Raw genomic sequence first — 22,186 nt, 5'->3', positions numbered from 1 at the left:
TACGTGCGATGATCCCCGGAGTAAGCAGCGTGTTACATCACCCGTGCCGCAAGGAGGTGCCAGCATGGCCGTCCGCAACCCGCGTTGGTCCCGCCACTGGTGGGCGTCCGCGGTGGGCCCAGCACTGGTGGTCGCGTCGCTCACCCTCACCGCGACGTTGCCGGCACCCGTTGCTTATGCCGACGCGGTCGACAGCCAGTTCCTCAACGCCCTACAGGCGCACAACATCAACTTCGGATCGCCCAACGCCGCCATCCTCGCGGCCCACCAGGTCTGCAACGAACTCGACGCCGGTAGACAGAAGGCCGATGTCGCCAACGAGGTGACCAGCAGCAGCAACCTGGATGGATATCACGCCGGTTACTTCGTTGGCGTGAGCATCGCCGCGTACTGCCCCCGTCATCACTCGACGTAGCAATCCTTTACCGAGCCGTAACGCGGCGCCGGGGTGGACCGCATACACTTTCGACACGCATATCACGGAGAGTGATTCATTGATCGCGAAAGTAGTGTTCGGCCTTGCGTTGGCGCTCAGCGCTTCGGTAGCCGGCGCGAATACGGCCGGCGCCGAACCCAACCCGTACAGCGTGCTGACCTGCAGCTGCGAGGGCGGTGCCACGTTCCTGCCCCGTGGCACCCCATACGAACAGATCGACACGGGAATCCAGAACGGGCTGAGCGACCTGCTGGGCAGCCCGGGTTAGCCGGCCGCCCCCTGCCCCACGGCTTGGACCGAGGCGTGCTCGTGCAGCGCCACCTCGGTCTCCGGCGCGACGGGCATGAGGTCGAAGACGACCTCCTTGACGGTGCCGTTGTAGGCATACGGCGCCCTGTCCTCGTAGTCGCGGTCCACGACCAGCCCGTTGTCGCGGCCGACGTCCAGCCCGGCGTACGAAGTGAACGACAAGCTGACCGTTTGGGGTAGTTCACCCTCGCCGATCTGGCGGTCGCCGGCCCATAAGGTCACTCGGCCGCCGGAGCCGACAACCGGCTGGGCGGAGTCGAACAGCATCCGGACGGTGACGTCCCCGGTGGGGATGGGTTCGGTCGACACTTGCCGGTAGGTCTCCACACCCAGGAAGGAGTAGGTGTGGTGCAGCCGGCGCTCCTCGTCCACCCACAGAGCGAACCCACCCATGAAGTCGGCATTGGCGACGATCACGCCCTGCGCGTCCTCGGGCACCGTGAGCCGGGCCTCGATCGCATACGAACGGCCGTAGATGCGTGGGACCATGCCGCGCTGGATGTTCTGGACATCGCCCTTGAAGGCGAACCGGGTGGTGGTGGGCAACGGCGGCAGATCACCGAACATGACCGCGAGGCCACCGAGCAGCGGTAGCACCCGGTTGCGTTCGGCTTCCTGCCACCACAGCTCTTGCAGCTCGGCCAGCTTGTCGGGGTGTTCGCCGGCGAGGTTGTGGGCCTGGGAGAAATCGTCGGGCAGGTAGTAGAGCTCCCAGACGTCCTTGTCGGGGTCGTAGGTGCCGGGGGCGAAGCGCTGCATGGTTTCCGGTGACAGATCCCATGGCGCCCTGTCCAGCCGTGCCGAGGCCCACCATCCGTCCTGGTAGATGGCGCGGCTGCCGAACATCTCGAAGTACTGCACCGTGCGGTGTTCGGCGGCGGCCGCGTCATCGAAGGACTGCAAGAAACTGGTCCCGTCCATCGGCTCCTGCTCGACTCCGTCGACACTGGTCGGCACCGGTAATCCAATGGCCTCCAACACCGTTGGGGCGATGTCGATGCAGTGGGTGAACTGGCCGCGGAGCTTGCCGTCGGGCCGGATGCGGCTCGGCCAAGAGATCACCATCGGGTCGCGGGTGCCACCGAGGTGGCTGGCCATCTGCTTGCCCCACTGGAACGGCGTGTTGTTGGCGTGCGCCCACCCCGAGGCGAAGTGCGGTGCGGTGAACTCGTCGCCGAGCGCCTCGATGCCTCCGTACTGCTCTATCAGCGCCAATTGCTGGTCGGCGTCGAGGTCCAGGCCGTTGAGGAACGTCATCTCGTTGAACGAACCGGTATTCGTGCCTTCCATGCTGGCGCCGTTGTCGCCCCAGATGTAGATCACCAGCGTGTTGTCGGACTCGCCGAGTTCGTCGATGGCATCGAGTAGTCGGCCGACGTTGTAGTCCGCGTTCTCCGAGAACCCTGCGAACACCTCCATCTGGCGCGCGTACAGCTTGCGCTGGCTGTCGGTGAGGCTGTCCCAGGCCGGGAACAAGTCCGGGCGCTGCGTGAGCTCGGCCTCCGGCGGGATGATGCCCAGCTGCTTCTGGCGTTCAAACGTCTTCTGCCGGTAGACATCCCAGCCCTCGTCGAACTGGCCCTGGTACTTGTCCGCCCACTCCTTGAAGACGTGGTGCGGCGCGTGGGTGGCACCGGTGGCGTAGTACATCATCCAGGGCTTGGTGGCGTTCTGGGCGCGCACGGTATGCAGCCATTCGACGGCCTTGTCGGTGAGGTCGTCGGGGAAGAAGTACGGCCGGTCACCCGACGGCGCCTCCGGTATACCGATGACCGTGTTGTCCTGGGTGATGATCGGGTCGTACTGGCCCGCGGCCCCGCTCGGAAAACCCCAGAAATGATCGAATCCCCAACCGAGCGGCCAATTGTCGAACGGCCCCGCCGCGCCCTGGACATTATCCGGGGTCAGGTGCCACTTGCCGAACGCCCCTGTCACATAACCGTTGTCGCGCAATATCCGGGGCAGCGCGGCGCAACTGCGCGGCTTGACCGTCGCGTATCCGGGGTAGGGTCCGGGAAACTCGCAGACCGATCCGAAGCCGACCCGGTGGTGGTTGCGGCCGGTCAACAGTGCCGCGCGGGTCGGCGAGCACACCGCGGTGACGTGGAACCGGTTGTAGGCCAAGCCGTTTTCGGCCACCCGGGACAGGGCCGGGGTGCTGATACCGCCACCGAAGGTGTCCGGACCTCCGAAGCCGGCGTCGTCGATCAGCACGATCAGCACATTGGGAGCGTTGTCCGGGGCCGCGGCGCCGGGAACGATGGTCCAGTCACCGACCGACTCGGCGACAGTGCGGCCGATCGTACCGCCGAAGTTGCGTTGCGGGATGGGCAGCTTGGTGCGATCCGGGTTGAACTTGCCCATCGCCTCGGCCAGTGCCGAACCCAGCGAGCGCAGTGTCGAACGACTCAGCTCGGCAACCGATTTCATCGGCGAACCCGCCATCGTCTGTTCCACCGCGAGCCGGCCGTCGGCCGGTGTCACGGCGATGATCAGCGCGCTGCCCGCCGACAGGGCTTCCCCGATCTTGTCCCCCAGACCACTGGTGATCCGATGATGGGCGAACGTGCCGGCCAGGGCGCCGGCCGCGGCGCCGAACGCCGCGCTGGCCAGCAGCGCCGGCGAGAACAGGCCCACAGCCAGCCCGGCGCCCGCACCCCAGGCGGCGCCGCGGCGGCCCAGCTTGTTGCCGGTGTCCAACAGCACCCCGTTGCCCTGCGCGTCCTTGCCCACCAGCACCGCACCCTGCAGCGGCAACGTCTTGGCATTGGCCTGCCCGGTCAGATTCTCGAAATCGCTGCGCGCGGTGTCGATGTCCTGATACCCAGCGACGATGACGAGCGCATTGTCTTCACTCATGACCAGACTTCCTCTCGGCAGCTGACGAACTCACGGCGCGACCCGGTGATGGGGTCGTCAAACTCGATACGGTGGGCCAACAACTGCAGTGGTGTGCTGAAGTCGTCGTCGTCGACATGTATCACTTTGGGATACAAGGGATCTCCGTGTATAGGCAATCCCAGCCCGGCCATCTGCACCCGCAGTTGGTGGGTGCGGCCGGTGCGCGGCGTCAAGCGATAGAGCCCGTCGGCAGACAACAGTTCGATCAGCGTCTCGGCATTGGGCTCGCCGGGTTCGGTCACCGCTTGCAAGTTGCCGCGGCGCTTCACGATCCGGCTGCGGACCACGCGCGGCAGCGCCAGCGCAGGGTCTACGGCGGCCCGCGCCAGATACGTCTTGCGCACCAGCCCACAGGCGAAAAGTGTTTGATACCGGCCCCGGAGCTCGCGGCGGGTGGTGAACAGCAGCACCCCGGCGGTCAGCCGGTCCAGCCGATGGGCCGGACTGAGTTCGGGCAGGCCGAGGCTGCAGCGCAACCGCACCAGGGCCGTTTGGGCCACGTGGCGCCCCCGCGGCATGGTCGCCAGAAAATGCGGCTTGTCGATCACCACGATGTCGTCGTCGCGGTGCAGCACCGGGATGTCGAAGGGCACCGGCACTTCGTCGGGCAGATCCCGGTAGAGGTACACGCTGGCGCCGGCGGGCAACACGGTGGCGTCATCGACGACCGCGCCGTCGGCGTCCACCACTTCGCCGGCCCGCACCTTCGCGGCCGCCGCGCCGCCGAATCTGCCGACGAGTTCCGCCAGTACCGGTCCGCCGTGCATACGGACCCGCACCGGCCCCAACGCGTCGCGAACGCTCATTGGTGCGGGCTTCATCGCGAGCAGACTATCGGTCCAGCTATGGCGTGCGGGGTGCTTTCCCGATACATCGTGGTGGTGAGAACGTGCATGCGCAGTCGGAGACGGTGGGCGACAGCGGGCGCGATGCAGTACGAGCAGCGCCCGCGGCGCCACCTTGCGCCGCTACCCGCTCAACATGCCCACCCGCCTGACAGCCCCGAGGCAAACCCGTCCTGCACCACCCGCCCACCGCCCCGGAGACCCGCATCAATCACCCTGTGGGACAACGTCATCGGCCGACCACAATCAACCTGGACATCACCCGCCCAATCCGGCGACCGGGACCGCAACAGGAGAAGCTGGACAGACCAGCCGCCCACCCGCGCCCGCCGTGACCAGAAACAAAACCAGGAGCTCAACCCACCACCACCACCACCGGGCCTGTCGGTGGATTCAGGCGTAGCGGCGCTCCGGTTCAGGGGGGCGGTTGAGCATTAAGGATTTATGAAGCTCCAGCTACAACCATTGATGTATGCAAGCATGCACCGTCAGACGCTCCATGTCGGTTCAATTGTTGGATGTACAGCATCCTGGGTCGATTTCATCTGCAAAAGATCTGCCGCGACTCACGAAAGTACGGTGACTTAGTGGAACTCTACCAATTGCGTTACTTTCAAGCCGTTGCCGAGTGCGGCACACTCCGCGATGCTGCTGAGAAATTGCTCGTGTCGCAATCAGCAGTCAGCCGGGCAATCGCAATTCTTGAGACCGAGATCGGAGTCGAATTATTTACCCGACGCGGTCGGGCTAACGAACTCAATCGCTTCGGGCAGGCGTTCCTACGTGCGAGTCTGTCGACGCAGCGCAATCTTGACGCTGCCGTAGAGAATGTGCGCCAACTCGCAGGGGTGGACGCCGGGACGGTGTCGCTTGGTTATCTCAGTTCACTGGGCGCGGCGACCGTACCCCGCCTTATTCGCCGCCATCGGGAACGTCATGCCACGGCGCGGTTCGAACTCCGTCAACGCACCGGACCCGGATTGGTCGCTGACCTAGCCAATGGTGTCGTCGATGTATGTCTGAATCATCCGATGACATTCGATGACGCGCCAGGAGTCGAGTGGCGAAAACTCTTCACCCAGCAGTTGTGCGCTGTAGTCGAACGCGAGCACCCGCTGGCCAATCGTAAGCTTGTCGGTTTCGACGAGTTGGCAGCTGAACCCTTCGTGGTGCTTGAGCCCGATCACGCCCTGCGACGGGTCTTCGATGACGCCTGCGTGCGCCACGGTTTTCGTCCCACGATCGCCTTCGAGGGCAGCGATGTGACAACGTTGCGGGGCCTGATCGGGGCGGGCCTGGGGATCGGGGTGTTGCCTCGTTCAGCCGCGAGGACGCCCGATACCGTCGACATCGCAATTGATGATCAGGCACTCATCGGAGTTATTGCTATTGGATGGATGACACACGGGTATCTCCCGCCGTCAGCTGCCGCGTTTCGCGACACGGCCCTCGCGTTTGCCGAACGACCTGAACTCGGGTCGGAACAAACGTGGTCAACTGCCAACCTGCAATTGTGGACAATGCCAGAAGGCGCGCACAAGCCACTCCAAGGCCGCACGCCTTCCATACGCACGGCGTAGCAGAACCCGACATCAACCCGCGTCCGAGGTGTTGGACCAGAAACCGTCTGCTCCGACCCCATCGACGGACCCTTGGCATACCTGCCCTTCAGTCCGATTCGGCGCGAACTCGGCCTGGATTCTATGCGCCGCGATCGCCCACCACCTCCTGCGCGCAGCGGCGTGCTCCGGCGGGACCAACGGGGTCGCGCGAGGATTAGCCGGCTCTTCGTGAATGAGGGTGCAGCGATGGTCGGCGCAGATCGGCGTGACGCTGTCGTGTCGGTGTAGGTGATCAATGCCCACATCCTCGAAACCGGCACCCAGTCTCACCGCCTACGCACCTCCAAAGGCTTCGCGCGTCGAAAGGGGACGGGATGGGCTCCCCGCTTCTATCAGGCCGGAGCCCCGCGGTCGATGACCCGCAGCACCTGATCTAGCCGGTGCCCGGGCCAAAGGCGTGCATCGCCCAGGTCGCCCCCGGGGTGGCGAACCTGTCGAGGGCGTCACCTGGGCGAATCGCGATGGCGATGTCGAAACCCTCACGGCCTCCACGCGCGTGCTCAATGGCGTCGGCGACACGTCCGAAGGCGACCGCGTCTGCTCCGAGCGGACACACTCCGTCGTATCGAGCAGCGCGAGCGGCTTACCTGCGGTGCGTGCGGTGCCGAACCATCACACTCTCGACGCCCATCGACCCACGCTGAGTCACTGTCTCGCCTGCCCACAATGCTCTCAGCCCCGGTGCCCTCGTCGAGCGCATCGCCAAGCCGACGTGGATCAGCATCCTCACCAAACGCCGACTGCTCCCGCGCGATATCGCCACCAATGCCCAAGCCCACTATCAAGCGCCCCCGGCTAAGCCGGTCTTAGAGTCACCGTCAGCCGGAATTGGTGACGACTGTCGGGGGCCAAGCGACTCGACGAAAGACACGCCATGTTGCACTACCGCATTCGGACCATCGTTCTGCCGCAGGCGACCGCAGAATCCCAATCGCGCCGAGGTTCATGTGCACCCGGAGCGTCTCGAGGCCGCCCGCTTACGCGATTCGGGTAGCCGTGCGCGGTTGTCTAAAAATGGTCGTGTGATCACCTGGAGTGTTCCGTTCGTGAGTCACCTCGATCGGGTAGCGCACCGCCTACTGGGCGGCAAACCTCAACGCCGTAGCAGACGCACCCAGGGACCTTCGGCAGCCCCCGACTGAACTGACGGGACCGGGCTCGGCACCCCAAAATGCCCGCCACCCCACGTCGTTACCGCACAATGGTATCGGTGGGTCATCAGAAGGCAGGCTGCATGTTGAATACGCAGGAAAGGCTACGGTTTGGCGTCCTTGGGCCGCTAGAGATGCGCGTGGACGGCGTGCCGGTATCTCTGGGCACGCCCAAACAGCGGGCGGTGCTGGCCACCCTGCTCATCAATCGCAACCGTCCGGTGGCAATCGACGCACTCATTGACGCGGTGTGGGAGCAGGACACTCCTTCGGGAGCACGCCCCACCATCTACGCCTATGTGTCCAACCTGCGCCATCTCATGGCCAATTCCGGCGTCGAGAGCCGTGGATTCCTATCCAACACTTCCCCGGGCTATCGCCTGGCGGTTCTCGACAGCCAATACGACCTCGGCGAGTTCGTAGCTCGCAAGGGCGAAGGAATGCGAGCCACTGCGGATGGGCGCTTCGAGGAGGCCAGCGATCATTTCTCGGAAGCCTTGGCGCAGTGGCGCGGACCAGTCCTGGATGACCTGCGCGACTTCGGCTTTGCCGACGCATTCGCTAGTGGCCTTGAGGAGGATAAGGTCGTGACGCGCATCCTCCGCGCCGAAGTCGAGATCGCCCGCGGAAGAGCATCTTCGGTGATCAGCGAGCTCGAGAAGCTCGCTGTCGACCACCCCTATCGAGAACCCCTTTGGGCGCAGTTGATCTCCGCGTACTACGTGGCCGACCGGCAAGCCGATGCTCTTGACGCCTATCAGCGGCTGCGCCAAGCGCTGGCCGACGACCTTGGCGTGGACCCCGGTCCCACCGTGCGTGGCATACACAAGCGCATCCTTTGCCAAGAGCCGCTGGACGTCCGCCAGTCCGCTCGGTCGAGCGCCGATGACACCATCGGCACACTTTCCCATCAGGTGGCGGCGCTTCCCGGCGCCACTGGAGGGCCTTCCCTGCGAGACGCGAATCAGCGGCGATATCCGGTGGTCGCAACGACCACGCGAATCGGCCGCAGCCCCACAAATGACATCGTCCTTCACGGCGCCCGAGTCAGCCGTCACCACGCAGCGATCGTCGACACCGGTTCGAGTTTCGTCGTGGTGGATCTGAAGTCGGTGAACGGCGTGTATGTTTCCGGTCGACGCATCCGTTCCAGCGCTACCCTGCACGACGGCGATCGGATTCGAATCAGTGACCACCACCTGATTTTTGAAGCCAATTATCAAGAGTCAATGGCCAGCCAGTAGCTCTGTGGGGTTGCCGGTTACAAGGCCAGTTCGGGAGCCGGGGTTCGGGCAACGACCCCCTTGTGAGGGGTGGTTCCTATTATATTGACCTCGACGTAAGGGGCTCGAAGGATGGTTGGCGAGGGTCCGGTGGATTTTGCTGATGCGGTGGCGGACTTGGCGGCAGCGGGTTTCGTTGACGCGCTAGAGATTGGCCGGGGTGGGTCAGGGGTGGTGTATCGCTGCGTGCAGTCGGATCTGGGTCGGCCGGTGGCGGTCAAGGTCTTAGCGGGGCTTTCCGAACAGGATCGAGCCCGTTTTGTGCGCGAGCAGCAGGCGATGGGCCGGGTGACCGGGCATCCGCACATCGTGGCGGTGTTGCAAGCGGGTCAGACCGCCAGCGGATGCCCGTTTTTGGTGATGCCGCTGTGTGGCCGGGGATCGTTGCAGCAGCGCATCGCCGAGCACGGAGCGCTCGATCGTGATGAGGCATTGGGGATCGGCGCCAAGATCGCCGACGCGTTGGCCGCGGCGCATCGGTTGGGAGTAGTGCATCGTGATGTGAGCCCGGCCAACATCTTGTTCACCGATTACGGTGAACCGGCGCTGACCGATTTCGGCGTCGCCGGTGTCAGCCGGGGATTCGAAACGGCCGGGCAGATGCTGGTCGGCACGCCGGCCTTCACTGCCCCGGAATTGCTCGACGGTGTCCCCCCGTGCGATGCCTCCGACGTCTACGGGTTGGGCGCCACACTGTTTGCCGCGCTGACTGGTCACGCCGCTTTCGAACGCCACCACGGTGAGCAAGTAGTGGCCCAATTCGTACGGATGACCGAGGACTCAGTACCCGATCTCGATCTGGATGCCCGCGGCATCCCCGCCGAGGTGGCCTCCATCGTGGCTGCTGCGATGTCCCTCGATCCCGCACAACGACCCTCAGCGGCAAAACTCAGCGAACAGCTGCGCCGCGTCCGACTACACGACTCCACTGGCCACGCAGTGGCGGGCACTGCCACGAACTCCACCGCGGGTCACCTGCCGGTGCTTCCCGGCGAGGTGGTCGGCCGCGACGCCGAGGTCACCGAAATTGGCACCCAGCTGGCCAGTGCGCCGCTACTCACCTTGACCGGTGTCGGCGGGGTCGGCAAGACCACCCTGGCGGTGCACGCCGCCACCCGCCTTCGCTCCGAGTACCCCGACGGGGTCTGGCTCGTCGAGCTGGCCGAGTTGCGCGACGGCGCACTGCTGAGCGAAACGGTAGCCGCCGTGCTGGGCGTGCGCGATCAACCCGGCCGAACACTGACCGAGGTGGTCATGGCACATCTAGGGCAACGCCACGCGCTGCTGGTGCTCGACAACTGCGAACACCTCATCGACGAGGTGGCCAAATTCGTAGATACAATGCTGCGCCTGTGCCCACAGATGCAGGTGCTAGCCACCAGCCGCGGAATCTTGGGCATCGCCGACGAAACGGTGCTGACGGTCTCACCCCTGGCCGCGCCCGACACCGACACCCACCCCGACCCCGACACCCTGGTGACCTTCCCCGCGGCGGAACTGTTTTTGCACCGTGCCCGCGGGGCAGTCCCCAACTTCAGACTGACCAGCCACAACGTAGCCGCCGTCGCCCACATCTGCGCCCGCGTAGAGGGCCTGCCGCTGGCCATCGAACTGGCCGCCGCCCGCCTGCGGGCCATGTCAGCCCAACAAATCGCCGACGGACTCACCGACCGCTACAGCTTGCTCACCAAAGGCCAACGCCGCGCTCCGGCCCGCCACAAAAGCCTAGCCGCCTGCATCGACACCAGCTACCACCTGTGCACCACCACCGAACAACACCTATGGACCGCGCTCGCAGTATTCGCCGGCAGCTTCGACCTAGCCGCCGCGGACCATCTGGAAGTCGAACAACTAGGGATCGACGGCCTTCGCGCGGTCGCGAATGCATTGGTGAATAAGTCGATCCTGATGCGCGTCCAGCAGGGCCACCACGTGCGTTTCCGGCTGCTAGAGACACTGCGTGACTACGCAAACACCCAAATCACCGACAACGAACGCCACCGGCTGCGCGCCCGCCACGCCGACTGGTACCACCGACTACTACAACAATCCCGTGTGCAATGGTTCGGCCACGGTCAGTTGTTCTGGTCGGATCGGCTGATGCGGGAGCTGCCCAACATTCGCGAAGCACTGCACTTCGCCCTCGACCACAACCCTGACGCCGCACTGGAAATGGCCATAGCCATGCGTTCGGTCTGGTTGAACAACGGGATGCTCGGCGAAGCACGCCGCTGGCTCGAACTAGCCGTAGCCGCGACGAAACGTCAGCCCAGCCCACTTCGCGTCCATGCTCTAGGCGACCTGGCGTTCGTCGAATTCGCACAGGGCGACCTGCCGGCGGCCAGCGCGCGAGTGGCCGAGGCCCGTGATCGCCTCGCGGTGGAGTACGACGCGGAACTCAGCGCCACTATCGATTGCATGGAGGGCTACCTTGCCGTGCAAGAGGGCGACGTTAAGCGAGCAGCGTCATGCATCCGGCGAGCTGTCGCCGGTGTCGTCGAGCCTGAGGTGCGATGGGCGTCGCTGTACTACCTCGGCTGGGTTTTGGCGGCCGCGGGCGACCTTGACGAAGCGGTGAGTAGCTTCGAAGCTGCCATCGAATTCTCGAAATCGCACGGGGAGTCGATCTATCGGTCCCGGGCGCTGGTGTCGGTCGGCATGGGACAGTACCTGCGCGGGCAGCCTGAGCGCGCGGTAACTGCCCTCGTCGAAGGGCTGCGCTTGTCGCAGTTCGTCGGTGATCCGTTCAACGGCGCACAGTGCCTGGAGACATTGGCGTGGGTGGCGGCATTTTGTCACGATTGGCGTCAAGCCGCGATCTTGTTGGCAGCGGCCGATGCATTGAGCCGCGCGATGGGAATCGCGCTACTGTACGTGCCCGGCCTGATTGCTTGCCATGAAGCGTGCCAACAGATGGCTCGCGAGGCGCTCGGAAATGAAGGTTTCGAGGCCGCGTGGACCGAAGGCGCCGCACTGACCTTCGACGGAGCCGTCGCCCTGGCGCTGGACAAGTACGAGGAGCGGGCCGCGCTGGCGTGAAACTTGCTCGATTGAGCAGACGCTGGGGATCCTCGAACTTTGCACACAATTCCGTTAGGCACCATACGCACACCACTTCGGCTGCTGGACTCGGCAGGCTCGGTGCATATGCCTGGCCCGGGTCCCCCGTCGGGTCTGCTGAGGCGTTCGTGGGCCGGGCGTTGGTCGTCCTGCGCACGGGTGTGGCGGCCCAACTCCATCGACACTGAGATGAGGGTTCTGCGGATGGGTGGTGTGGATCCGGGGGGTGGCGGCTTTGTGGGTCGGCCTACCCCAGCCAGTAGCTCTGTGGGGTTGCCGGTTACAAGGCCAGTTCGGGAGCCGGGGTTCGGGCAACGACCCCCTTGTGAGGGGCGGTTCCTATTATATTGACCTCGACGTAAGGGGCTCGAAGGATGGTTGGCGAGGGTCCGGTGGATTTTGCTGATGCGGTGGCGGACTTGGCGGCAGCGGGTTTCGTTGACGCGCTAGAGATTGGCCGGGGTGGGTCAGGGGTGGTGTATCGCTGCGTGCAGTCGGATCTGGGTCGGCCGGTGGCGGTCAAGGTCTTAGCGGGGCTTTCCGAACAGGATCGAGCCCGTTTTGTGCGCGAGCAGCAGGCGATGGGCCGGGTGACCGGGCATCCGCACATCGTGGCGGTGTTGCAAGCGGGTCAGACCGCCAGCGGATGCCCGTTTTTGGTGATGCCGCTGTGTGGCCGGGGATCGTTGCAGCAGCGCATCGCCGAGCACGGAGCGCTCGATCGTGATGAGGCATTGGGGATCGGCGCCAAGATCGCCGACGCGTTGGCCGCGGCGCATCGGTTGGGAGTAGTGCATCGTGATGTGAGCCCGGCCAACATCTTGTTCACCGATTACGGTGAACCGGCGCTGACCGATTTCGGCGTCGCCGGTGTCAGCCGGGGATTCGAAACGGCCGGGCAGATGCTGGTCGGCACGCCGGCCTTCACTGCCCCGGAATTGCTCGACGGTGTCCCCCCGTGCGATGCCTCCGACGTCTACGGGTTGGGCGCCACACTGTTTGCCGCGCTGACTGGTCACGCCGCTTTCGAACGCCACCACGGTGAGCAAGTAGTGGCCCAATTCGTACGGACGACCGAGGACTCAGTACCCGATCTCGATCTGGATGCCCGCGGCATCCCCGCCGAGGTGGCCTCCATCGTGGCTGCTGCGATGTCCCTCGATCCCGCACAACGACCCTCAGCGGCAAAACTCAGCGAACAGCTGCGCCGCGTCCGACTACACGACTCCACTGGCCACGCAGTGGCGGGCACTGCCACGAACTCCACCGCGGGTCACCTGCCGGTGCTTCCCGGCGAGGTGGTCGGCCGCGACGCCGAGGTCACCGAAATTGGCACCCAGCTGGCCAGTGCGCCGCTACTCACCTTGACCGGTGTCGGCGGGGTCGGCAAGACCACCCTGGCGGTGCACGCCGCCACCCGCCTTCGCTCCGAGTACCCCGACGGGGTCTGGCTCGTCGAGCTGGCCGAGTTGCGCGACGGCGCACTGCTGAGCGAAACGGTAGCCGCCGTGCTGGGCGTGCGCGATCAACCCGGCCGAACACTGACCGAGGTGGTCATGGCACATCTAGGGCAACGCCACGCGCTGCTGGTGCTCGACAACTGCGAACACCTCATCGACGAGGTGGCCAAATTCGTAGATACAATGCTGCGCCTGTGCCCACAGATGCAGGTGCTAGCCACCAGCCGCGGAATCTTGGGCATCGCCGACGAAACGGTGCTGACGGTCTCACCCCTGGCCGCGCCCGACACCGACACCCACCCCGACCCCGACACCCTGGTGACCTTCCCCGCGGCGGAACTGTTTTTGCACCGTGCCCGCGGGGCAGTCCCCAACTTCAGACTGACCAGCCACAACGTAGCCGCCGTCGCCCACATCTGCGCCCGCGTAGAGGGCCTGCCGCTGGCCATCGAACTGGCCGCCGCCCGCCTGCGGGCCATGTCAGCCCAACAAATCGCCGACGGACTCACCGACCGCTACAGCTTGCTCACCAAAGGCCAACGCCGCGCTCCGGCCCGCCACAAAAGCCTAGCCGCCTGCATCGACACCAGCTACCACCTGTGCACCACCACCGAACAACACCTGTGGACCGCGCTCGCAGTATTCGCCGGCAGCTTCGACCTAGCCGCCGCGTGTCATCTCGCCCACGACCTAGCCGACGATGGCGGCGTCCTCGATCTCGTGGACAACTTGGTAAACAAGTCCGTCCTCATTCGCTTCCAGGACGGCGACCACGTGCGTTTCCGGCTGCTAGAGACACTGCGTGACTACGCAAACACCCAGATCACCGACAACGAACGCCACCGGCTGCGCGCCCGCCACGCCGACTGGTACCGCCGACTACTACAACAATCCCGTGGTCGGCTGTTCGGCCACGGTCAGTTGTTCTGGTCGGCGTTGTTGCTGCAGGAGCTGCCCAACATCCGCGAAGCACTGCACTTCGCCCTCGACCACAACCCTGACGCCGCACTGGAAATGGCGACTGCCATGCGCCCGGTCTGGCACCAAAGCGGCATGCTCGGCGAAGCACGCCACTGGCTCCAACTAGCCGTAGCCGCCGCCCCACACGAACCGACCACGCTGCGTGCCAACGCGTTGGGCGACATCGCGGTGATCGACTTTCTACGCAATGACATCGCCGCGGCATGCGTCGCTTTCGACGAAGCACGCGAGCACCTTGCGATGCTGGGCGACGCCGAGTTGTGTGCCAGATTCGACTGCATCGGAAGTTACATCGCCGAGCGGAGAGGTGAGATCGAACGAGCAATCGAGGGATTCCGGCGAGCTTTGGCCGAATCCAGAGACTTTGAGGTGCAGTGGGCATCGACGTACTCTCTGGGCTGGATCTATGAGATCACCGGCGACCTTGACAATGCGATGAGCCACTTCGAAACGGCAGTGGAGTTTTCGACGTCGCGCGGAGAGTCGATGTATCAGTCTCGGGCTCTGGCAGCGGTGGGCGTCGTCCACTGGCTGCGCGGGGACGCCAACAACGCCGAAGTTGCCCTGATTGAGGGCTTGCGCCTGTCGCATCTGGTCGGCGATGTTCTCGTTGGGGCACAGTGCTTGGAGTCGTTAGCGTGGATTGCGGCTGCGCGTCACGACTGGCGCCGGGCAATCAGCACAATGGCGGCATCCGATGCGCTGAGCCGAGCCATAGGTAGTCCGCTAATGGACATCCCTGACCAGGTCGCCGCTCATGACCTGTGTGATAGCCAGTGCCGCCGCGCACTCGACCGGGAGGCTTTCGAGGCGGCATGGGCCGAGGGCGCCGCCCTTACATTTCGTGAAGCCGTGGCCCTGGCTCTGGGAAGAGCGGCAGAGGCTCTCGGAAAACACGAGGGGCGGGCAGTGTCTCTGTGAAACTGGCTAGAGCAAGCAGGCGCTGCGGATCATGTTACGGGTCAGGCTGAAGAGACTAACTCCAACTCCTCCTGCAACTCGTCATACGCGGTGCCGGCCCAGGGGTTCGGGTCTGCGGCCAGTCGGGGTGACCTCACACGCCGCTGGACGTAACTGTTCGGCGGTATTTCACATGCAAACGAAAACCGGGGCGAATTGTGAACCGGCTCCGAATGCGCACTTGGTCACGTGCACCCCATTTGGGTGGCAGGCGGTCGAGCGAAGTGCTCGGCATTAGAACTCAATGGGCGGTGATCGTTGCCCTATCATCGACTGACAGGCCGACTCATGCGCCGGCATCTTTGCTAATCGTGGTCCAGACCAAACTTGCGTAGCAACACAGTCATCTCTTGTGCCATCGCAGGAACGCTGTTCCGGCAGAATGCCAGGGCACTGCGGATGTTTGGAAGTTCGCAGTTCAACGCCTGTTCCCGCTGAGTTCCGGACCAATGTGCTTCCGCGTCAAGAAGTAACTGCAGGCACCAGTTCGCGTGGCGAATGCTCTGCCGACTGCGCTCCATCGCACTGATACGGCTGCGACCGTAGTCGCGCAGAACCTCCAACAAGCGAAAACGCACGGATCCTTCGTTCTCGGTACGGATCAAGATCGATTTGTCCACCAAGGCGCATACCAGGTCCAAGAATTCCGAGGCGGATAGGTCGTCGCCGCTGACATGCTGAGCTGACAGCAGATCGAAGCTGTGCGCGAACACCGATAGTCGCGCCCAGAGTTGTCGCTCCGACTCACTGCACAGGTCGTAGCTGCGTCCGATGCACTTGGCGAGCGATTGTCGGTAATCACCGTCTTGGAAAACATCAAAGAATATTTCATGATTGTCGCGCAGTGCATTGAAGAGCTGCTCCACGGACAAGGTAGCCAGTTGCGCCCCGGCTAGCTCGATCGCCAACGGCAACCCGTCGAGTCTCGCGCAAATGCGGCCCACCATGGCGGCATTATCCGGGGTGAGTTCAAATGCCGGTGCCGCGGTCTGCGCGGACCTAACGAATAGCGCGACCGCGTCATAGGTCCCCAAATCGTGCGGGCTGACGGGCTCGACTGGATAGGGCAGAGCAAGGGGAGGTACAACGAGCAAAGCTTCCTCGTTGACTGCAAGAATTTCACGGCTCGTGGTCATGATTTTGAGCTGTGGGCAACGCGGCAACAATGCATTGATCAGCCCTACCACGTCATCAATGAGGTGTGCACAGTCATCCAACACCAGCAGCGTTCGTCCTTGGTTCAGACGCTCGATGAACTTTTCGGTGGACGGTGGACTCGGTACCGTGCTCAAGCCCAGAGTTGCAGCTACGAGCCCAGCCAGCTCACGCATGTCGCGCGCGTTGGTCAACTCGACCATCCAAATGCCACCGGGATACTCGGCACGCAGTTGTTGCGTGACATGAAGCGCGAGGGCGGTCTTGCCGATCCCGCCGGCGCCTGTGATTGTCACCAAGCGGGCGGGCGTCAGTAACATGCGCAGCCGCTTGAGCTCGTCGTCGCGCCCCACCAGTTGCGGTGCCCTCGCGTACGCCGAACCAGGTGAACGAGGCCGGGGCGAAGGTGATCCGCCAACGGCGGTGGCATCCTGCACGACCATCGCGTCGACAGCCAGCTCATGACAAGCTTGAATTTGCTGAAGCTGCCGGCCTAGTTCTAGTGCCGAAGGCCGGCAACCGGGGTTGCGGGCCATTGCCTCGGCGATAAGCGCGGCAAGGTCGGCGGGGATCCCTGTGTCACGGAGGTCGGGCAGTGGCAGTTCAGAGATCCGCGCGAACTGGTCAACAAGATTCTCCCCCTGTTGCCGCTGGAATGGCGGGCGACCGGTCAATCCGGTAAACAGACTCGCGCCCAGCCCGTACACGTCGGCGGCCGCGCTCGGCGGTTCGCCACGGAGTATCTCCGGAGCGCAGTACGCTGGTGACCCGTGAAAAACTCCGGGGACGGTTATGAACCCACCGATGATGCGGGCAATCCCAAAATCGGAGAGCGCCGGTTCACCGTACGCTGACGAGAGCACGTTGGCCGGTTTGATATCGCGGTGAACAATACCTACCTGGTGTGCACATTGGAGCGCCCCGGCGATCTTGACTCCTACCCGGGTCACTTCGGAGATATCCAGTGGTCCTGCACTAGCGATGCGGTCCAGCCATGACCCCGATGCGCAAAACGGCATCACCAGGAAGGGATAGCCGGAGGCAGTACGGCCCACCTGTAGGACTGCCACGATGTTGGGATGGGACGTCAAGCTGGCCATCGCCTGCTGTTCTCTTACGAACCGCGCTTGATCCTCAGGGTGCTCAACCGTCAGCACCTTAACGGCTACTACACGTTCCAAAGTTGTTTGAAGGCAACGGTATACCGTACCAAATCCACCGCGGCCGACCTCAGCTGCGTCGATAAAACCCAACGCCGCCAGTTCTCCTGCGATACCACGCAGATTGGCCCTGATAGCCGCTGCACGCTCGGCTTCGGTGACCGCCCAATCCAAATTCGTCATTGAGCCTCGCCATCGTAGGACTTGTCAGCACATGGCGATCGCGAACTCGACATGCTGCCGTGTATACCAGCTGACAGGATCAGCAAAGGTTTCCGCAAGAGCATGCACCAATACCGTCATCCGGCAACCCGCCGCGAGAGATCGCGGTCCAAGTTGGCGGTAGCTGACGGCCATATCCGGACTGACCGACGCTTTGCTTGGCCTCGCGCGATCAGCGACACGGACCCTGCTCCATACTCGACACACCGACACGTAACCTGTTCTCGCCACGGGTTCCGGGAATCGGCGACTTCCGGCACGGGCAGACCCTTGCGGCTGGTTTGTTTTGGCGACCTAAGTCAACCATTCTGCATTGCGTTGACCGCGAGCGTGGGGTTTTTCGACTTTCTCTGTTGGCGACTTAACTCACCTGATTGGTATTGGTAAGTCCGCAACCCGGAGCCGATTCGGCGCATGTGGCCCGAACCGACGCTTGCGGGAGATCGCACGGAGGAGCCGCCGCGTCCGGTCCTCCGGGTTACCCCAAGAAACCTGCAGCCTTGGGCGATACCTCACCCGGACCTCTGTGGGGAAGTCAAACGGAAAAGAGGGCGTGGGTGGCTTTGACGATTCCCGGGGAGAATGCGCGGACTTTTGTTGGCACTGACAATGGAGGCATTACGCCATCGCCATGACGCTATCCCCCTTACGCCGATCACTGCTGCGTTTTGGTGACCGAGGCAGGTCCAGCGACCGAAGGACATCGACCTCGCGCTCGCCTCCGAAGGAGTGGGAACTCGTCAACGCTCACCGGCCAACACCGCACTGGATTCCGTGGGGTGGACCGATGGGTGAACGACTTCCCGCCTTCCCTCGCTCGGATTCCGGGCCCGACCCCAATGCGGACGGGCGGGACGTGAGCGCACATTCTGCGGCCACCAGAACCACCGCCCGAGCAGAATCGCGACCGACGGTGTCATAAACGCGCGCACGACCAATGTGTCGAACAACAAGCCTAAACCAATGGTGGTGCCCACCTGGCCAATAACGCGCAGATCGCTGAACACAAAGGACGTCATAGTAGCGGCGAACACCAAGCCTGCGGATGTCACCACCCCTCCGGTCCCCGCCATCGCACGGATCACGCCGGTCTTTATTCCGGCACCTACCTCTTCTCGAAACCGTGACACCAACAGCAGGTTGTAATCGGATCCCACTGCTAGGAGCAGAATCACAGACATCGCAAGAACCATCCAATGCAATTCCATAGCCAGAACGTACTGCCAAAGCAGCACGGCAAGGCCAAACGAAGCGCCGAGCGAAAGGAGCACAGTGCCTACGATCACAAAAGCGGCGATGAGACTTCTCGTGAGCACCAGCATGATGATCAAGATCAGGCTCACTGCTCCGACGCCAGCGATCAACAAGTCATAACTGGACGCATCGCGGAGGTCTTTGTATACCGAGGCCTCACCGCCGATATAGATCTTAGCGCGCTCCAGTGGTGTTCCCTTAATTGCTTCTTTTGCCGCTTGTCTGATCGGATCAACTCGCGACAACCCTTCTGGCGCGGCAGGATCCCCCTCGTGAGTAATGATGAAGCGAGCGGCCCTGCCATCAGGTGACAGGAACTTCTGCAATCCGCGTTTGAAATCAGGGTTGTCAAATACTTCTGGCGGCAGGTAGAAACTGTCATCGTTTCTAGCCGCATCGAAAGTCTGTCCGAGAGCGCTAGCGTTTTCGCTCATTACGTCGAGCTGGTCATACATTGACGACATCGAACTGTGCATGGATAGCGTCAAGGTCCGCATCAGTTTCATCGATTCAATTTGAGGGGGTAGCTGGGCAAGCATCTGCGGCATTAGAGCATCCATCACATCGAAATCATTTGTCAGCTTGTCCAGCTTCTCGCTTAACTGATCGACAGTTTCAAGTGAGTCAAATATCGACCGTAGTGACCAGCATATGGGAACGTCGAAGCAGTGCCGCTCCCAATAGAAGTAGCTTTGGATGGGCCGCCAGAAATCGTTGAAATCGGCGATGTGATCTCTTAGCTCGCGCGTGAATATATCCATTTCATGCGTGTCGCCATCCATCTGGTGTGTGTTGGCTACTAGTTCAGACATTACGTTATACATACGCTGTAGCGTGTCGACGGTTTGTTGCATGGCATCAGCCTGAGTCAGCATGTCCGCCATACGCTTCTTCATGAATTGCATGTTCTCGCTCTGTGTCACACTTTGCATGCTCATAAGAAACGGGATTGATGTATGTGCGATTGGGGTTCCTAGCGGTCTTGTCACAGCCTGAACACGGGCAATCCCGGGAACATGGAAAACGCTCTTGGCTATTCGGTCGAGCACCAGCATGCCGGCGGGGTTCCGCAAATCATGGTCACTTTCGATGAGCAACAACTCCGGGTTCATCCTGGCTTGTGTGAAGTGGCGATCTGCGGCGTGATAGCCAAGATTCGCCGGTGTGTCGGCAGGGAGATAGCGTGCATTGTCATAGTTTGTTCGGTACCCGGGCAATGCGAGTAGGCCAACGAGTGACGCAGCGCAGGCGGCCGCGAAGATTGGCGCGGGCCACCGGACGATCGCAGTTCCGACTCGCCGCCATCCGCGGGTGTTCATTGGCCCTCTGGGCTCGAACAAGCCGAAGTAGCTGCCAACGGCAAGTGCCGCGGGTCCGAGGGTGAGCGCAGCCGCGACGACGATAAGCATTCCTATTGCGCAGGGTGCGCCCAGTGTTTGAAAGTAAGGCAGCCGAGTAAAGCTCAGGCAATACATGGCACCCGCAACGGTCAGACCTGAGCCCAGCACTACATGACCAGTACTGCGAAACATTGCGTAGAACGCGGATTCGCGATTGGCGCCGGCACGGCGTAACTCCTGATAACGACCAACGACGAAAATCGCATAGTCCGTGCCCGCTGCTATTGCGAGCAACACCAACAGATTGACGGCAAAAGTCGAAAGAGCGACGATGTTATGTAACGCAAGGAAGGCAATAGCTCCGCGCGCCGCGGCCAGTTCAATACCGACGATGAGAAGAACGACGATCACAGTGACGAGCGAGCGATAAACGAATAGCAACATTACCGCAATTACTAGAATCGTTATGACGGTGACTTTCTGAACTCCGCGGTCCCCGGCGTCCAAGAAGTCCGTCGTCAGCGCCGCTGAGCCGGTCACATAGCCCCTTACGCCGGCAGGCGCCAGCGTACTGTCCACAATGTGCCGGATCGCGGCGACCGATTCGTTTGCCAAGCTTTGCCCTTGATTGCCAGCCAGGTAGACCTGAACATAGGCGGCCTTACCGTCGTCGCTCTGCGAACCTGCCGCGGTCAGCGGGTCTCCCCAAAAATCCTGGATGTGTTGTACGTGACGATCTTGAGAAAGCTTGCGCACTAATTCGTCATAATAGCGGTGCGCGTCGTCACCAAGTGGCCTGTCACCCTCGAGGATGATCATCGCGACGCTATCGGAGTCGAATTCCTGAAAAACCGCTCCAGCGCGTTTGATTGCCTGTAATGACGGCGCACTATCAGGACTCATCGGCACCGAACGAGCCTTCCCCACTGATCCGAGTTGCGGCACGAACACATTGACGATGAAAGTGAATGCCAACCAGAACATGATAATAGGCACCGCGAGCCGATTAATTGTATGCGCTAGCCCCGGTCGAGCGCTCCGCTTGCCGGTCATGCGGATTTCACCACGCAGAATGTCTGGGCGTTAACTTCGTTTACAACTCTCTCGGCTCGCACCTCGCCATTAACAAGTATCCGGCAGCCGATTTCATTGGTATTTCCCTGCGCGACTATACTGAGGCTGACCGAAGGTAATGTTGTTATATCCTCAAGCGACCAGGGCGTCGTAGTTTCACTCACGAACCTGGGCTGTTCATTGAGGTCGAGGAATGAGATACTCGCCACGGTGCCTATCGCCCCGAAGATCTCGTAGGCGATCTTCTTCGGATTAAACGGTTTCATGTCATCGGACACTGCCACTCGGTCCGAAATATTGTTGTGAATTCCGAAAACACCACGCAGGCGATGAATGGCAAATGTCGCCGCCGCGCCGACTACCGCAATGACCACCACGAGCCAAATCCTTCTCAACAATTTCGCTACCTGCGTCGCCCTTCTTGTGTTAGCGGCCAGTGCAGCGCCGCGCATGTCCAAGCAGGAAAGGAGAGGCGGCTCAGCCTCGTGGCTGAGGGACTCTTTTTCCATTAGCCGCTCATTCAGCATGCGCCGCAGCCCGATAAATGTGATGCGGGCAGCCCCAGCTTTTTCGTAGCTCGACATCTGCTGGCCTCCGCGGTGTGATACGGGTTATTGACTGGCATTGTTCTTTATCGACGGATTTGGGTAGTTCGTCACTCGTTTTCCCGGCTACCTCGGTATCTGTCGGCGGCAGCTCCGTCACATAGTGCGCGTTCACAGCTTCGACCTCCCCGGACTGCACGAGTTCTCCCCCGCCATCTCCGGTCAGCGACAAAATCGACCACATCACCGCGCAAAGAACGCAAGGACACCGCCCAGCCGGTCTGGCCAGCTGCCCCCGTTGGCCCGCGACTCATCGTCAACATCTTCATCACTGGATAGGCGCACGACAGCGTGGACAGCGGCCGCGCGCAAGAGTCGAGTAGACACTCGAAAATCTCTGGCGTCCGCACCATGTTTCGCTCACCGAT

At 62.6% G+C, this 22,186-nt stretch carries 11 protein-coding genes and 1 pseudogene; 7 read left to right on the top strand and 5 right to left on the bottom strand.

Translation table 11 applies throughout. The features are described from left to right. Window positions 1-64: 64 nt before the first annotated feature. Both JX552_RS07045 and JX552_RS07040 read left to right on the top strand, forming a co-directional pair. Complete coding sequence (locus JX552_RS07045; protein WP_205876693.1) at window positions 65-415, top strand: DUF732 domain-containing protein; 351 nt, start codon at window positions 65-67, stop codon at window positions 413-415. 79 nt (window positions 416-494) lie between these two features. Continuing rightward, window positions 495-704 (top strand): hypothetical protein, encoded by a 210-nt coding sequence (locus tag JX552_RS07040; protein ID WP_205876692.1) that lies wholly within the window; start codon window positions 495-497, stop codon window positions 702-704. Here JX552_RS07040 and JX552_RS07035 read toward each other — a convergent pair. Next, window positions 701-3,604, bottom strand: coding sequence for an arylsulfatase (locus JX552_RS07035; protein ID WP_205876691.1), 2,904 nt, complete (start codon window positions 3,602-3,604; stop codon window positions 701-703). The two genes, JX552_RS07040 and JX552_RS07035, sit on opposite strands and share 4 nt — an antisense overlap. Further along, entirely contained in the window at window positions 3,601-4,467 is an 867-nt protein-coding gene (locus tag JX552_RS07030) for a pseudouridine synthase (RefSeq protein ID WP_205876690.1), read from the bottom strand. Before JX552_RS07030 ends, JX552_RS07035 begins: the two co-directional genes overlap by 4 nt. 542 nt (window positions 4,468-5,009) lie before the next feature. Here JX552_RS07030 and JX552_RS07025 point away from each other — a divergent pair. The 5 genes and pseudogenes from JX552_RS07025 (at window position 5,010) to JX552_RS07005 (ending at window position 14,969) form a co-directional block, all read left to right on the top strand. Beyond that, window positions 5,010-6,071 carry a LysR substrate-binding domain-containing protein gene (locus JX552_RS07025; protein WP_241010937.1) on the top strand — a complete coding sequence of 354 codons (1,062 nt, stop codon included), beginning with the start codon at window positions 5,010-5,012 and terminating at the stop codon, window positions 6,069-6,071. A 39-nt stretch (window positions 6,072-6,110) separates the two neighbouring features. Continuing rightward, window positions 6,111-6,267: pseudogene (locus JX552_RS07020) on the top strand (IS1380 family transposase); the annotation flags it as partial. Window positions 6,268-7,347: 1,080 nt separating this feature from the next. Further along, window positions 7,348-8,508, top strand: coding sequence for a BTAD domain-containing putative transcriptional regulator (locus JX552_RS07015; RefSeq protein ID WP_205878287.1), 1,161 nt, complete (start codon window positions 7,348-7,350; stop codon window positions 8,506-8,508). A 129-nt stretch (window positions 8,509-8,637) separates the two neighbouring features. Then, window positions 8,638-11,586: a protein kinase domain-containing protein gene (locus tag JX552_RS07010; protein ID WP_205876689.1), complete on the top strand. Its 2,949-nt coding sequence runs from the start codon at window positions 8,638-8,640 to the stop codon at window positions 11,584-11,586. Window positions 11,587-11,999: 413 nt separating this feature from the next. Beyond that, window positions 12,000-14,969: a protein kinase domain-containing protein gene (locus tag JX552_RS07005; RefSeq protein WP_205876688.1), complete on the top strand. Its 2,970-nt coding sequence runs from the start codon at window positions 12,000-12,002 to the stop codon at window positions 14,967-14,969. 344 nt (window positions 14,970-15,313) lie between these two features. Here JX552_RS07005 and JX552_RS07000 read toward each other — a convergent pair whose 3' ends face one another. The 3 genes from JX552_RS07000 to JX552_RS06990 all read right to left on the bottom strand — a co-directional run bounded on the left by JX552_RS07000 (window position 15,314) and on the right by JX552_RS06990 (window position 21,797). Continuing rightward, entirely contained in the window at window positions 15,314-17,506 is a 2,193-nt protein-coding gene (locus JX552_RS07000; RefSeq protein WP_205876687.1) for a protein kinase domain-containing protein, read from the bottom strand. A 779-nt stretch (window positions 17,507-18,285) separates the two neighbouring features. Next, window positions 18,286-21,192, bottom strand: a complete 2,907-nt coding sequence (locus tag JX552_RS06995) for an MMPL/RND family transporter (protein WP_205876686.1) — start codon at window positions 21,190-21,192, stop codon at window positions 18,286-18,288. Then, window positions 21,189-21,797 (bottom strand): MmpS family transport accessory protein, encoded by a 609-nt coding sequence (locus JX552_RS06990; protein WP_346779298.1) that lies wholly within the window; start codon window positions 21,795-21,797, stop codon window positions 21,189-21,191. Before JX552_RS06990 ends, JX552_RS06995 begins: the two co-directional genes overlap by 4 nt. Window positions 21,798-22,186 lie beyond the last annotated feature (389 nt).

Source organism: Mycobacterium gordonae (assembly GCF_017086405.1).
GTDB lineage: Bacteria > Actinomycetota > Actinomycetes > Mycobacteriales > Mycobacteriaceae > Mycobacterium > Mycobacterium gordonae_D.
This window is presented reverse-complemented; position numbering and strand designations above follow the sequence as displayed.

Excerpts from the sequence above, each read along its gene's own strand:
- JX552_RS07045 (WP_205876693.1), top strand. The coding sequence starts at position 65 with ATGGCCGTCCGCAACCCGCGTTGGTCCCGCCACTGGTGGGCGTCCGCG.
- JX552_RS07035 (WP_205876691.1), bottom strand. The coding sequence starts at position 3,604 with ATGAGTGAAGACAATGCGCTCGTCATCGTCGCTGGGTATCAGGACATC.
- JX552_RS07030 (WP_205876690.1), bottom strand. The coding sequence starts at position 4,467 with ATGAAGCCCGCACCAATGAGCGTTCGCGACGCGTTGGGGCCGGTGCGG.
- JX552_RS07025 (WP_241010937.1), top strand. The coding sequence starts at position 5,010 with ATGTACAGCATCCTGGGTCGATTTCATCTGCAAAAGATCTGCCGCGAC.
- JX552_RS07015 (WP_205878287.1), top strand. The coding sequence starts at position 7,348 with ATGTTGAATACGCAGGAAAGGCTACGGTTTGGCGTCCTTGGGCCGCTA.
- JX552_RS07000 (WP_205876687.1), bottom strand. The coding sequence starts at position 17,506 with ATGACGAATTTGGATTGGGCGGTCACCGAAGCCGAGCGTGCAGCGGCT.
- JX552_RS06995 (WP_205876686.1), bottom strand. The coding sequence starts at position 21,192 with ATGACCGGCAAGCGGAGCGCTCGACCGGGGCTAGCGCATACAATTAAT.
- JX552_RS06990 (WP_346779298.1), bottom strand. The coding sequence starts at position 21,797 with ATGTCGAGCTACGAAAAAGCTGGGGCTGCCCGCATCACATTTATCGGG.